This window comes from Roseibium sp. QJM3NY_11, assembly GCF_056173175.1.
Map to the genome: position 1 here is coordinate 3,671,027 of NZ_CM149660.1, position 12,630 is coordinate 3,683,656.

Annotated in this window: 13 protein-coding genes; 8 read left to right on the forward strand and 5 right to left on the reverse strand. The window is 61.1% G+C overall.

Annotated elements, in window-relative coordinates; all coding sequences use genetic code 11:
* Window positions 1–245 precede the first annotated feature (245 nt).
* From fdhD to AC0VX3_RS16900, 4 genes are read left to right on the forward strand one after another with little or no spacing between them, the layout of a single operon-like run.
* Window positions 246–1,124, forward strand: a complete 879-nt coding sequence (gene fdhD / locus AC0VX3_RS16885) for a formate dehydrogenase accessory sulfurtransferase FdhD (RefSeq protein WP_475521485.1) — start codon at window positions 246–248, stop codon at window positions 1,122–1,124.
* Window positions 1,121–1,774: a molybdenum cofactor guanylyltransferase MobA gene (gene mobA / locus AC0VX3_RS16890; RefSeq protein WP_475521486.1), complete on the forward strand. Its 654-nt coding sequence runs from the start codon at window positions 1,121–1,123 to the stop codon at window positions 1,772–1,774. The genes fdhD and mobA overlap by 4 nt, the downstream gene beginning before the upstream one ends.
* The gene (gene mobB / locus AC0VX3_RS16895) at window positions 1,771–2,292 is read left to right on the forward strand and encodes a molybdopterin-guanine dinucleotide biosynthesis protein B (RefSeq protein ID WP_475521487.1); all 522 of its coding nucleotides are present in this window, start codon (window positions 1,771–1,773) and stop codon (window positions 2,290–2,292) included. Before mobA ends, mobB begins: the two co-directional genes overlap by 4 nt.
* On the forward strand, window positions 2,289–3,566 hold the full coding sequence (locus AC0VX3_RS16900) for a molybdopterin molybdotransferase MoeA (protein ID WP_475521488.1): 1,278 nt from the start codon (window positions 2,289–2,291) through the stop codon (window positions 3,564–3,566). The genes mobB and AC0VX3_RS16900 overlap by 4 nt, the downstream gene beginning before the upstream one ends.
* Before the next feature lie 23 nt (window positions 3,567–3,589).
* Here AC0VX3_RS16900 and AC0VX3_RS16905 read toward each other — a convergent pair whose 3' ends face one another.
* Window positions 3,590–4,237 (reverse strand): glutathione S-transferase family protein, encoded by a 648-nt coding sequence (locus tag AC0VX3_RS16905; protein ID WP_475521489.1) that lies wholly within the window; start codon window positions 4,235–4,237, stop codon window positions 3,590–3,592.
* A 373-nt stretch (window positions 4,238–4,610) separates the two neighbouring features.
* Between AC0VX3_RS16905 and AC0VX3_RS16910 the strand changes: the two genes are divergently transcribed.
* The 4 genes from AC0VX3_RS16910 (at window position 4,611) to AC0VX3_RS16925 (ending at window position 8,278) form a co-directional block, all read left to right on the forward strand.
* Complete coding sequence (locus tag AC0VX3_RS16910; protein ID WP_342894338.1) at window positions 4,611–5,387, forward strand: ABC transporter substrate-binding protein; 777 nt, start codon at window positions 4,611–4,613, stop codon at window positions 5,385–5,387.
* 133 nt (window positions 5,388–5,520) lie between these two features.
* On the forward strand, window positions 5,521–6,234 hold the full coding sequence (locus AC0VX3_RS16915; protein ID WP_342894337.1) for an ABC transporter permease: 714 nt from the start codon (window positions 5,521–5,523) through the stop codon (window positions 6,232–6,234).
* Window positions 6,231–7,058, forward strand: coding sequence for an ABC transporter permease (locus tag AC0VX3_RS16920; RefSeq protein ID WP_475521490.1), 828 nt, complete (start codon window positions 6,231–6,233; stop codon window positions 7,056–7,058). The genes AC0VX3_RS16915 and AC0VX3_RS16920 overlap by 4 nt, the downstream gene beginning before the upstream one ends.
* A gap of 53 nt (window positions 7,059–7,111) precedes the next feature.
* Window positions 7,112–8,278, forward strand: coding sequence for a trans-sulfuration enzyme family protein (locus AC0VX3_RS16925; protein ID WP_475521491.1), 1,167 nt, complete (start codon window positions 7,112–7,114; stop codon window positions 8,276–8,278).
* Window positions 8,279–8,281: 3 nt separating this feature from the next.
* Here the strand turns inward: AC0VX3_RS16925 and AC0VX3_RS16930 are convergent, their stop codons facing one another.
* The 4 genes from AC0VX3_RS16930 to AC0VX3_RS16945 all read right to left on the reverse strand — a co-directional run bounded on the left by AC0VX3_RS16930 (window position 8,282) and on the right by AC0VX3_RS16945 (window position 12,530).
* On the reverse strand, window positions 8,282–9,187 hold the full coding sequence (locus AC0VX3_RS16930) for a LysR family transcriptional regulator (protein WP_475521492.1): 906 nt from the start codon (window positions 9,185–9,187) through the stop codon (window positions 8,282–8,284).
* Between the two features lie 419 nt (window positions 9,188–9,606).
* Entirely contained in the window at window positions 9,607–10,098 is a 492-nt protein-coding gene (locus tag AC0VX3_RS16935) for a DUF302 domain-containing protein (protein WP_475521493.1), read from the reverse strand.
* Window positions 10,099–10,216: 118 nt separating this feature from the next.
* On the reverse strand, window positions 10,217–11,290 hold the full coding sequence (locus AC0VX3_RS16940) for an FAD-binding oxidoreductase (protein WP_475521494.1): 1,074 nt from the start codon (window positions 11,288–11,290) through the stop codon (window positions 10,217–10,219).
* A gap of 4 nt (window positions 11,291–11,294) precedes the next feature.
* Window positions 11,295–12,530: an aromatic ring-hydroxylating oxygenase subunit alpha gene (locus AC0VX3_RS16945; protein ID WP_475521495.1), complete on the reverse strand. Its 1,236-nt coding sequence runs from the start codon at window positions 12,528–12,530 to the stop codon at window positions 11,295–11,297.
* Window positions 12,531–12,630 lie beyond the last annotated feature (100 nt).

Sequence of the window (12,630 nt, forward strand, 5' to 3'; positions counted from 1 at the left end):
CCAAACGTCTTTGCAAAGAGGCAGCGATCTTTTTATTGCGTTTGCTGTGACCTCCATGTCCCGGTTCCGCCTCCGGCGTCGGTTTTTTCGGTGTGTCCGGCGCGTTTCCGATGCTTTCCGGCGGCGTCCGGCTGGCGGTGCCTTGATGGCCCTCTCCCGAACCGAAGCGGCAAAGTAATCTCTTGCCCTGGCGCAATCGCCTCCAATAGTGTTGGAAAAACAACAGAGCATGGAGTCGCGCGGCTGTGACAGGCCCTTATATCCTGCAACCGGATCCGTCGGTCCCGGGCTTGTCGACCACGGTGAGCGGTATCGACCAGAACGGGGACGCCGTCGAAACCAGAGTGGTGACCGAGAAGCCACTGACCCTCTTCCTGAATTCGCAGGAGGTGGTCACAATGATGACCATCGGGGATCACCCGGACCTTTTGGCGGTGGGGTATCTGAAGAACCAGAACATGCTTGCCGATGACGACGTGATCACGGACATCGACTTCGACGACGATCTGGATGTGGTGATCGTGCGCACCGAGCGGGAAACCGACTTCGAGGAAAAACTCAAGAAGAAGGTTCGGACCTCCGGCTGCGCGCAGGGAACCGTGTTCGGCGATGTCATGGAGGGCTTCGATACCGTGTCGCTGTCCCGCGAGGCACGGCTGAAGACGTCGTGGCTCTATGCGCTCACAAGAACGATCAACACCACCCCTTCCCTTTATCTGGAAGCAGGTGCGATCCATGGCTGCGTTCTGTGCGAGAAGGACCGGCCCCTCGTCTACATGGAGGATGTCGGCCGCCACAATGCCGTCGACAAGATCGCCGGATGGATGGTGCTCAATGACATTCCGGCCCATGACAAGATTTTCTACACCACCGGACGCCTGACTTCGGAAATGGTCATCAAGACGGTCATGATGGGAATTCCCATTCTGATATCCCGGTCCGGCTTCACGGCCTGGGGCGTGGAGCTGGCACGGCAGGCGGGACTGACCCTGATCGGCCGCGCCCGCGGCAAGCGTTTCGTCACGCTGGCGGGACAGGACCGCATAGATTTCGACATGGATCCCGGCCACGCCGAGGAGGAGCCGGACAGAAACCGGCGGAAAGGGAGTGTACCGGCACGATGACGGCAGCACGCGCGACATTGACCCGGGACAAGATGCTGGGCTGCGTTCTGGCGGGCGGTCAGTCCCGCCGCATGGGCGGTGGTGACAAAAGCCTGATGGATCTTGGCGGTCAGTCGATGCTGGACCTCATTCTCGCCCGGCTCGCCCCGCAGCTCACGGATATCGTCCTGAACGCCAACGGCGATCCGGAGCGGTTCGAACGGTTCGAACTTCCGGTGATCGCCGATCCGGTCGGTGACCATGCAGGCCCGCTTGCCGGTGTGCTGGCGGGTCTGGCTTATGCACAGGAGCACCGGCCCGGCGTGACCCATGTGGTTTCCATCGCCGGCGACACGCCGTTTTTTCCGCAAGACCTCGTGGACCGGTTCTGCACCGCCGTCCCGGCGGACAGACCGGTGGTTGCGATGGCTTCCTCCGCGGCCAGGCTGCACCCGGTTTTCGGACTGTGGCCTGTGGCCTTGCGGCCCGACTTGCAAGACTGGCTGGAGACAGGAAAGAACGGCAAGGTCCTTGCTTTTGTCGACCGGCACGACAGCATAGAGGTCGCCTTCGGCACCGATCCGGCCACTGGCCTGGATCCGTTCTTCAACGCCAACAGTCCTGACGACCTGACCACCGTCCGAAACGCATTGAGCCAGCATTCCAGATGAAAACGACTCCCGTCTTCGGCATCACCGGCTGGAAGAACTCCGGCAAGACCCAACTCGTGAGCCGGCTCGTCGCCGAACTCACGCGGCGCGGCCTCAGGGTGTCGACCGTCAAGCACGCCCACCACAATTTCGATATCGACAAGCCGGGGGCCGACAGTTACCGCCACCGGGAAGCGGGCGCCATGGAAGTTGCCCTTGTTTCCGGCCGCCGCTGGGCCCTGATGCATGAATTGCGGGACGAGGAAGAACCGCCCCTTGAGGACATTCTCGCCCGTCTGGCCCCGTGCGATCTCGTTCTGATCGAAGGCTACAAGCGGGAAAACCATCCCAAGATCGAGACACGACGCCTTGAAACCAGGGATCGTGGCCCCCTGGCGCCGTTTGACCCGAACATTCTTGCGATCGCCGCGGATCACGCGCTGCCGGGCGAGCCATTGCCGGTGTTCGATCTGGACGATGTACCGGCCATGGCGGACTTCATCCAGGTCCGGCTTGGTCTTGAAAGGCTTCCCGCATGATGGGCAAACAGCTCCTTGACGACTGTTTCCTGCATGACAAGGACCGCCTGCGGCACCAAGAAGCGCTGACGATCCTGAAGGACCGGCTGACGGCCGTTGCCACTGCCGAAACGGTTCGGCTTGAAGCCGCGCTGGAGCGGGTTCTGGCCGAAGATCTGTCCGCGCCGCGCAATGTTCCCCTGGCGGACAATTCCGCGGTCGACGGCTATGCCTTCCGCCACGGTGATTTCGACGAAGCGGGCGGCTTCTTTCGCCTTGAGCAGAGAATCGCCGCGGGCCAGTCCGGCGGTGCCGGCCTCGCGCCCTGGGGCGCGGCCCGGATCTTCACCGGAGCCGTCATGCCGCCGGGAGCGGATACGGTGGCCATGCAGGAGGATTGCGAACAGCACCAGCAGGACGGCCAGGATTTCGTTATCGTGCCGCAGGGACTCAGGAAAGGCGCCAATTGCAGGCTGGCCGGCGAGGATGTGGCCGAAGGCACGACCATCCTGAGCGCCGGGCAGCGCCTGCGCGCTCAGGATCTGGCCGCGATCGCCTCGACGGGCCGCGCCGAAGTCCCCGTTTTCCGCAAGCTGAAGGTGGCTCTCGTCTCGACGGGAGACGAGCTGCGCCGTCCAGGCGACCTGATCACCGTCGGCGACGTTTATGATTCCAACCATTTTCTGCTGCGTGCATTGTGCGCGACCCTGCCTGTCGAGATCGTGGATCTTGGCATCGTCAGGGATGACGGCGCGCTTGTGACGGCAACACTCAAGGAGGCCGCCGACCGCTTCGACGTCATCCTGACCACCGGTGGCGCCAGCCGGGGCGAAGAGGATCACGTTCTTTGGGCGCTCGACGGTCTGGGAACACGGCATATGTGGCAACTGGCCATCAAGCCCGGCCGCCCGATGATGTTCGGCAGCATCGGCAACTGCGTTTTCCTGGGACTGCCGGGCAACCCCGTTGCCGCAATGGTCTGTTTCCTGCTCTATGCGCGGCCGGTCATGAGCGTTCTGGGAGGCGGGCCTTTTCTCGCCCCGCACTCATTTCAGGTTCCGGCCGCGTTTGAAATTCCCCGCAAGAAACCGGACCGACGGGAATTTTACCGTGCTTTTCTGAAACCCGGCCCCGATGGCAAACCGGAAGCGCACAAGTTCATGCGCGACGGATCCGGCCTGATCACCGGATTGCGGGAGGCTGACGGGCTGGTGGAAATCCCGGAGGAAGCGACCTCCGTAACCCAGGGGGAATTGGTCACCTTCCTGCCCTTTTCCAGCTTCGGCATGCGGTAGAACGACGTGGGTCTGCCAGCGCCCTAAACGGTTTCGGATTGAATGGTCCACAGCTCCCTGACCGCTGCCGCCTCCCAGGCCGTCCAGGCGGCGGTGCCGGTCATTGTCTCGTGGTACCGGCCCGCGACCGCATCGTCTGAGAGCCGGTAGCTGTCGAAGCGGCTCACAATCGGGGCATACATCGCGTCTGCGATCGTGAACTCGCCGAAGAGAAACGGCCCTCCGGACACGTTCAGGCAGTCGCTCCAGATATCGACAATCCGGGCAATATCAGATTTGACGGCGTCATCGACGGCAAGCGCGGTTCTTTCCCGACGCATGTTCATCGGACACGCCTCGCGCAATGCTGCGAAGCCGGAATGCATTTCGGCGGAAACGGAGCGCGCCGTCGCGCGCGCCGCGCCCGATTCCGGCCAGAGGCCGGTTTCCGGGAAAAGCTCCGCAGCATATTCCAGGATCGCAAGACTGTCCCAGACCGTCAGGTCGCCATCCTTCAGAACCGGCACTTTCCGGCTCGGGGAAAATGCCGCGAAATCCGGGTTGCCGGCTTCGAAATCGAAGGGAACCAGATTTTCGCGAAACGGGATCCGTTTGTGTGTCAGCGCTATCCACGGCCGGAACGACCAGGAGGAATAGTTCTTGTTGCCAATGAAGAGCTCAAGATCGGGCATCGCGGTATTCCTTTGCGGGCGGCAGGCAAGGTGCAGGGCTTTGTCTGGTCCTGTTTCCTACGCTGCCGCGCGCCAGGCTTCCAATTCAAGAAGTTCATGACATTCATCGCGTTTGCGAATATCCGCCCCCTGCCGCCCGGCCGCAAGTTCTGCCAATCGCCTGAGCGGGCATGCACAACGGCGGGAATTTTCCACAACACGGCGAGGGTTCCCAAGCGACATTGCGGCAAAATCGCCGTGCGGAAGAAATGGCCAAGTGTTTTTTTCATAGGCATGCTTGAAATCTGGGCTGAAGTGTATGGAATAGAGCTTTCGGGCAAAAAGGCGGGAAGAACCCGCTTGCGCCGCGAAGTCACTATTAGGGGAACTGAATATGCGTGTTTTGCGTATGGCTGCGGCCGCTGTTGCAGTGCTGGCCGTCGTGGGTGGCGCTGAGGCGAAAGACTGGTCCAAGGTGCGCATCGGCACCGAAGGCGCTTACCCTCCCTTCAACTCACTGACAGCCGATGGTGAACTGGTCGGCTTCGACATCGATATCGCCAACGCCCTTTGCGAGGAAATGAAGGTCGAGTGCGAATTCGTCACCCAGGACTGGGACGGCATGATCCCGGCTCTTCAGGCCGGCAAGTTCGATGCCGTGATCGCGTCCATGTCGATCACCGAGGAGCGCAAGCAGAAGGTCGACTTCACCAACAAGTACTACAACACCCCGCCGGCAATCGCCGTGCCGAAGGATTCCAAGATCGCCGGCACATCCGACGCCGATCTCAAGGGTGTCACTCTTGGTGCACAGTCCTCCACCACCCACTCCAACTATGCCGAAGAGAAGCTTGGCTCGGCAGAGCTGAAGCTTTATCCGACCCCGGACGAGTACAAGCTTGACGTCGCCAGCGGCCGCATCGACGGCGTGATCGACGATGTCGTTGTCCTGTCCGACTGGCTCGCGACCGATGACGGCGCCTGCTGCAAGTTGCTGGGCACCCTGACCCCGGATCCGGTCATCAACGGCGAAGGCGCCGGGATCGCCATCCGCAAGGACGACGGCGACCTCAAGGAAATGTTCAACACGGCCATCGAGGGCATCCTGGCGAGCGGCAAGTACAAGGAAATCAACGACAAGCACTTCACGTTCGACGTCTACGGCGGCTGAACCGAGCCTCGTTGACCAAAATTCGGGTGTGGCGCATAGACGTGCCGCACCCCGTTGCCGCGGGATTTGACCCGCGGAACGGCCAGAGCGGCAGCCTGACCAACTCCAACAAGCAAGAAAGACGCGCCGGCTTATGAACGAAGCTTTGACGCTGCTGTCATTTGGCGAAGGCGGCTGGGGCGACACCATCGCGCTCGGCGTTCTGGTAACAGTGTCCCTGGCACTCGCGACCTTGCCCTTCGGTCTGATCCTTGGATTCCTGATTGCACTTGCAAAGAACTCGTCCGAGCCGAGCCTCAAGCTCGCGGCCAACATCTACACGACGATTTTCAGGGGCCTGCCGGAACTTCTGACCCTGTTCCTGGTGTATTTCGGTGTCCAGATCGGAATTCAGCAGGGTCTGAAACTGATCGGCTACGATGCCTATTTCGAAGTGAATTCCTTTGTGGCCGGCATGGTTGCCCTGGCCCTGGTCTTTTCCTCCTATGCGTCCGAAGCTTTTCTGTCCGCCTTTCGCGGCATCCCGGAAGGCCAGTACGAGGGCGGCAAGGCGCTCGGCATGTCGCGCTTCAAGACAATGCGGCTCATCATTCTGCCGCAACTGATCCGTCTTGCTCTTCCAGCCCTCGGAAACCTGTGGCTGATCCTGGTGAAGGAAACGTCCCTGGTCTCCGTCATCGGACTGGCCGATCTGGTACGGGAGGCGGGCATAGCCGCGCGCGTGACCAAGGAGCCGTTCCTGTTTTTCGGGGTTGCGTGCCTTGTCTATCTGGTTCTGGCAATGATTTCGTCCGCTGGTCTCACCCGGATTGAACACTGGAGCAAACGGGGAGACAGCCCACGATGATCGCGGCCGCCCCCGAAACAGGCATGCAACGCCCCCCGGCACGGCCTCGCCGCTGGACCAACGCCCGGATCCTCGGGCATGTGCTGATGGCGCTCTGGATCGTTTCCGGCATCTCGCTGGTCCATTACCTCGGGTCCAATATCGCCAGCCCGTTTGTGCTGAAGTACTGGCCCAATTACGTCAACGGCTTTGTGATTACGCTGCAGATCGTCAGTCTCTCGCTCCTCATCGGTGCCTTGCTGAGCCTTCCGGTCGCGATCGCGAGAGCGTCCAGGTGGAAGATTTTTTCCGCCCCGGCATACGCGTTTGTCTATTTCTTCCGCGGCACCCCTCTGCTTGCGCAGACCTTCCTGATCTACTACGGCGCCGGCTCGTTCCGGCCGGAACTGGAAGCAGTCGGGCTCTGGGGCTTCTTCCGGGAAGCTTGGTATTGCGTGATTTTCGCGTTTTCACTCAATACGGCGGCGTATCAAGCGGAGATCCTGCGCGGGGCGATACAGAACGTGCCCAAGGGCCAGTGGGAAGGCGCCGAGGCGCTCGGCCTGTCAAGACCGGTCACGTTCTTCAAGATCATCCTGCCGCAAGCCCTGATGGTCGCATTGCGCCCGTATGGAAACGAAATCATCCTGATGATCAAGGGCTCCGCCATTGCCTCCATCATCACCATCTACGACGTGATGGGTGAAACCAGACGGGCCTATTCGCGCTCCTACGATTTCCAGGCCTATATCTGGGCTGCCGTGCTGTATCTCATGATCGTGGAGGTTCTCCGCCGGGTCTGGGACAGGATCGAAGCGCGTCTTACCCGTCATCTGAAACGGTAACCCGCCGCCGTTTTCCCGACTGCCCACCGCTCTCTACAAACGGATAGTTTATCATGCCCAAAATGCCATTGGCCGCCCCCGGCCTCCATGTCGACAGCCTGCTGGCCCACGGCGGTGGTGGTCACGACGCCGCGACCGGGGCGGTGGTACCACCGATCCAGACAGCGACAACCTTTGTCCGGGACGAGAACTACGAACTGGTGAGCGCCACGCATCTCTACAGCCGTGACGACAACGCGCTCTATCAAAAGACCGAGGGTCTGATCGCGGCGCTCGAGGGCGGGGCCGAAAGCCGGCTGTTTGCCTCGGGCATGGCCGCTATCGCGGCGATCACCCGTTTGGTGCGGCCCGGCGGAACTCTGCTGGTCCAGTCCGGAATTTACTGGGGGACCACGCTGTTCCTGCGCAAGCTCTGCGCGCGCAACAACGTCGCCCTTGTCGAAGCCGAGACCAGCGACCTTGAGGTCTTTCTGGACGAGATTTCGGTGACAAGACCTGACCTTGTCTGGCTGGAAGTGCCGAGCAATCCATTTTTGCAAGTCGCCGATATCCGCAGCATTGCCGAGTGTTGCAGCCAGGTGGGCGCGGTTTCATGCGTGGATGCCACCGCCGCCACGCCGCTGATCCTGAAGCCGCTGGCCCTCGGCGCGGATCTGGTGATGCATTCGGCCACCAAGGTCCTCAACGGCCATTCGGATCTGCTGGGCGGTGTCGTCACCTCCCGTGACGCCGGCAGCGAAGCTTGGGCGTTCATCAAGGAAGAACGTAAACTGGCCGGTGCCGTGCTCGGATCCTTCGAGGCCTGGCTGCTGCTGCGGAGCCTCAGAACGCTGTCCTTGCGCGTCGAGCGCATGAATGAAAACACTCGCAAGCTGTCGACCTTTCTCGATAAGCACCCGAAGGTCGAAACCGTTCTCTATCCGGGGCTTGTCAGCCATCCTCAGCACGAGCTTGCCAAATCCATGATGACCGGCGGGTTCGGATCGCTTTTGTCGGTGCAGGTCAATGGCGGCAAGGAAGAAGCCCTGCGCGTGGCCGGCGCGCTGGACCTGTTCCAGCGGGCAACGTCGCTCGGCGGCACGGAAAGCCTCGTTGAACACCGCTTCACGATCGAAGGGGCGAACTCCGCCATACCGCAGAACCTGCTCAGACTGTCCGTCGGAATCGAACACTCCGATGATCAGATCGCCGATTTCGACCAGGCGCTCGCGAGGCTGTGAGGCTCAGCCTCCCTCACCGTCGCGTTGCGCCTGCTCGGATCGCAAGGATCGCATCCAGCCGAGAAAGGCCTTCAGCGGCGGACGCTTGACACCCGGGCGGGTTACCAGATGGTACCCCGTTCCGGGATAGACGCCCTCCTCGAACAGCACCTTCATGCTGCCGGAAGCGATGTCCGCCTCAAGGAACGTTTTGGCGGTCGCGGAAATCCCGTTGCCCCGGCGCACGCCTTCCAGCACCATGTAGCCCGGCAGATGGGTGATGTTCAATTTGCCCTTGGGCACAACTCCCTGCCGCTCCATCCAGATGGTAAGCTCGTTGGTGCCGTATTCCTGCAGCCACGGGAAGTCCAGCAGGTCTTCGGGTTGATCGATCCTCCGGTCGCCGATCAGGCAACTTGCACCGACAATGGCGAAATTCGTTTCCAGAAACAGTTCCGAGTCCAGTCCTGCCCATTGTCCCTTTCCGAAGCGGATGGCGAGATCCACGCCGCCCGGCCGGAGTTCCACGACATCCGCGCAAGGGTTGAGCATCAGCTCGATATCAGGATTTTGCAGACGAAAATCATTGATCCGCGGCATCAGCCAGCTGACCGCGAAGGACGGGGTCATGGTGATGTTGAGCGGCCTGGCGACATCGTCCTGCAGGAGTTCGTCGACGGTTTCGCGGATGGTTTCGAAGCCGCTGCTCAATCCTTCGAAAAGACGTTCACCCTCGGGCGTGAGCGCAACGCCCCTGCCTTCCCGGGCGACAAGTTGCAGACCAAGAAACGCCTCCAGGGCACGAACCTGCTGGCTGACAGCCGCATGCGTCACATTCAACTCGCGTCCCGCAGCCGAAAGACTTTTGGTTTCCGCGACCGCGGCGAAGGCCCGCAAACTGTTGAGCGACGGCAGGGAACGCCAATCCATCTGTTAATCCACCTTACATATCAAAAATCTTCCTGACTCGCATATCTCCCGGTTTGTTGCCAGATTACCATCACACCACCGGCAAGAGGATGTAAGTCAATGTTTAACATCTACGCGCACAGCTTTCTGGAAGCAACCCGTTTCACACCGAACACCCGCCCAGGCCCGCACACGCAGAAGGTCCTCGAGGCCCAAAGCACGAAGCGGTGGCGCAACAGGCTTCACCTGCTCCGGTGGGTCAATCTGGGTTGATTGGCTGGGCCTTGATTGACCGGGCCTGTGTACGTGAAGACAGAAGGATCTGGGGGGGAGCGGTTGCCTGAGAACAAAAGGCAATCGGGACGTCACCGGCCATGACGAACCGCCACCGGGACGAAGCGCCCGGTGGGAGAATTCAGGGAGTAGCTTCGCGCGCCCGGCTACTGGTCGGCCGCTTCCCTGGCAAGGGCGTCCAGCAACGCATTGACATTGGCAAGCGCTGCCCTGGAGGCGTCCGAGCCGGTTTCGCTCAACTGGCGGTAACCGATCGTGACCGTACCGGGCTTGCCGGGCTGCTCATATACGAACACCGAATACGGGCAATAGGCGATGTTGAGCGGATCGGCCTCCATGGCCTTGCGCGACAGGTCGGCCGAACAGAACAGCATGGATTGCGCGTTCGAAAACACCTCGGTTTCGCTGCCCACATCGGCTGCCGTCCGGTTCAGCATCGTGCCGATGTGGGAAACATAGTCGATCACAAGACCGCGGTTGACGATGGCGTTTTCAAGATCGAAGCGCACATCCTCGAATGCAGCCTCGACCTGGTAGGTCGTGACGCCCTCCCGAACGGATTGCGCCGCCGACGGAACAGCTCCCCCCACAAGCAGTGCGGCCCCGGCCAGCATGGCAGTTTGAAACGTGTTCATCATGCGACATCCTCTCTGTGATGGACGCAGACTACGCTCACCAGCGGCAGGATGCCATTGACACATCGCAAATTTTGCATATTTCCAACCCTCTCCCGCACCATGACCGATGGCGGCGGCATCAGACGTCCACCTCCACCGTGCCGATGGGATTGGAGCAGCAGGCCAGGATGTATCCTGCGGCGATATCGTCATCGCTGATCCCTCCTGAATGCACCATGTGAACCTCACCGGCGCGCTTCTTGATCTTGCAGGTCCCGCAGACACCGAAGGTGCATCCGGAAGGAATATTCAGCCCCGCTTCCTTGGCCACCGTCAGAACCGTGTCGGTTTCGGCGCACCAGGCGGTCACTTTCGAATCCGCGAAGACGATCTGTGCCTGCACATCGTCCTGAGGCACGACATCGTCGAATTCGGTGAGTTCTGCGGTGGTTTCCGCGGGCGCCTGGAAACTTTCCTGATGATAGCGATCCATGTCATAGCCAAGGGCATTCAGGATCTCGCGGACAGACTCCATGAAGCCTTCCGGCCCGCAGCAGTAGACCTCGCGTTCCAGATAGTCGTTGCACATCAGGCCGAGCATCAACTGATTGAAATGACCGCGGTATCCGGTCCAGACCTCATAGGGGTCGTTCCGGCTGACCACGAAATGCAGTTGCAGCCCGTTGACGCGGCTGGCCATGTATTCCAGCCGCTTGCGGAAGATCAGGTCCACCGGTCTGTTGGCGCACTGGATGAAGCAGATATCCGGCTCCTCCCCCCGCTCGAACAGCGTGGTTGCCATGGACATCATCGGCGTGACACCGGAACCGGCCGAAATGAAGAGAAACTTGCCGTCAGGGTCAGGCGGCAGGTGAAACAGGCCCGCCGGTCCGAACGCCTTGAGACGCATTCCGGGTGAGAGACTGCCCAGCATCCAGCGGGTGCCGACGCTGCCCTGCCCGGCTTTCACCGTCACGGAGATGTAGGCGCTGCTCATCGGCGTGGAGGAGATGGTGTAGGTGCGCTGCACGTTGCCGCCGGGCACGGGCAGATCCAGCGTGATAAATTGCCCGGCCTTGTAGACGAAGGTCGCTCCGGACGGCGGCCGGAATGTGAAGGTCTTCACGTCCGGAGCCTCGGGCAACACGCTGACGCATTCCAGCATCTCGCTGGCGTTCCAGGGCGGCGTGTCACGACCAGGCATCGGAATCATGGTGTCACTCCGCTGCTACCCGAAAGCGTCCGACAAGGCCGGTTTCCAGCGCGCGTGAATACCAGTCGACAAACTGGATGACGCCGCTTTCCTGGACCGGGGAATATGGTCCGGGCTCATAGGCAGGCGACAGAATTCCCGCCTGGTTCTCCTCGATGATCCGTCGGTCCTCATCGTTGGTATGGATCCAGACATCGGTCAGGCGCTTGAGATCGTAGTCGACGCCTTCCTCCGCATCCTTGCGCACAAGCCAGGTCGTGGTGACCTCCGTTTCCATCGGCCCCACAGGCAGGACGCGGAAGGTCAGCACATGATCCGACAGGAAATGGTTCCAGGTGTTCGGGTAATGGTAGAACAGGCAGGTTCCGGCGTTGTCGAACGGAACCGTGCCGATGCGTTTCGACACGGCTGCCTTGCCGTCCATCGTGTAGCTGACCGCATCGCCCAGAAACGGGATGCGCACCAGGCGCCATTGTTCGGAGGGCGCGATCCGGTAGCTCGCGGGCAGTCCGGCGTTTTCACAGCGGTCCACATGCGCCCTGCCGACATTGGACGTGGAGGCGTCGTCACCGCCCACCAGGTTCGGGTCGTCAGGAAAGGTGCGGCACAGGGACGGGTGAGACCCGGAGCAGTGATAACATTCGCGGTTGTTTTCCAGCACCAGCTTCCAGTTGCCCTTCTCAAGAATCGTGGACTGGTGCGCGACCTTCAGGTTGGAAAGGTCATGCGGCCCGAGATAACGCGCCGCCTGTCTTGCCAGCTCGCCCGTATCCGGTGCTTCGTCTGCCAGGCAGATGTACACCATGCCGGAAATATCCGTGCAATGGACGGTCTTCAGGCCGTGGTTCTCCGGCTTGAAGTCCGGCCCCATCTCGCGCGCCCACAACAGCTTGCCGTCCAGTTCATAAGTCCATTGGTGATACGGGCAGACCAGCTTTGGCGCCGAACCCTTGCCAGCCGAGCAGATTCGGCTGCCGCGATGCCGGCAGGAATTGTGGAAAGCCCGGATGACACCGTCCGCGCCACGCACAATGATGAGCGAACAGGCGCCGATCTGCAGGGTGACGTAATTGCCCGTTTTGGGCAGCTCGGCAGCGGCAACGGCGAAAATCCAGTCCTTTTGCCAGATGTTCTTGAGATCCGCCTGGTAGACATCGGCGTCGGTATAAAAGGCCTGCGGCAGGGAATACCCCGCGCGGCGCCTCATCAAGAGAGAATGAATATCTGCATCGCTGAGCATGGTGACCCATCCTTTCCGGCCGAGTCTTCCGGCCGATCCCTGGTGCGAAAACTAGGCTCACAGACCCCCGGGCGCATGACGCAAAAGCGGCATCCGCTTA

Bases quoted from the DNA above. Each gene is read 5' to 3' on its own strand.
- mobA (WP_475521486.1), top strand. From the start codon at position 1,121: ATGACGGCAGCACGCGCGACATTGACCCGGGACAAGATGCTGGGCTGC.
- mobB (WP_475521487.1), top strand. From the start codon at position 1,771: ATGAAAACGACTCCCGTCTTCGGCATCACCGGCTGGAAGAACTCCGGC.
- AC0VX3_RS16900 (WP_475521488.1), top strand. From the start codon at position 2,289: ATGATGGGCAAACAGCTCCTTGACGACTGTTTCCTGCATGACAAGGAC.
- AC0VX3_RS16905 (WP_475521489.1), bottom strand. From the start codon at position 4,237: ATGCCCGATCTTGAGCTCTTCATTGGCAACAAGAACTATTCCTCCTGG.
- AC0VX3_RS16910 (WP_342894338.1), top strand. From the start codon at position 4,611: ATGCGTGTTTTGCGTATGGCTGCGGCCGCTGTTGCAGTGCTGGCCGTC.
- AC0VX3_RS16915 (WP_342894337.1), top strand. From the start codon at position 5,521: ATGAACGAAGCTTTGACGCTGCTGTCATTTGGCGAAGGCGGCTGGGGC.
- AC0VX3_RS16920 (WP_475521490.1), top strand. From the start codon at position 6,231: ATGATCGCGGCCGCCCCCGAAACAGGCATGCAACGCCCCCCGGCACGG.
- AC0VX3_RS16925 (WP_475521491.1), top strand. From the start codon at position 7,112: ATGCCCAAAATGCCATTGGCCGCCCCCGGCCTCCATGTCGACAGCCTG.
- AC0VX3_RS16930 (WP_475521492.1), bottom strand. From the start codon at position 9,187: ATGGATTGGCGTTCCCTGCCGTCGCTCAACAGTTTGCGGGCCTTCGCC.
- AC0VX3_RS16935 (WP_475521493.1), bottom strand. From the start codon at position 10,098: ATGATGAACACGTTTCAAACTGCCATGCTGGCCGGGGCCGCACTGCTT.
- AC0VX3_RS16940 (WP_475521494.1), bottom strand. From the start codon at position 11,290: ATGATTCCGATGCCTGGTCGTGACACGCCGCCCTGGAACGCCAGCGAG.
- AC0VX3_RS16945 (WP_475521495.1), bottom strand. From the start codon at position 12,530: ATGCTCAGCGATGCAGATATTCATTCTCTCTTGATGAGGCGCCGCGCG.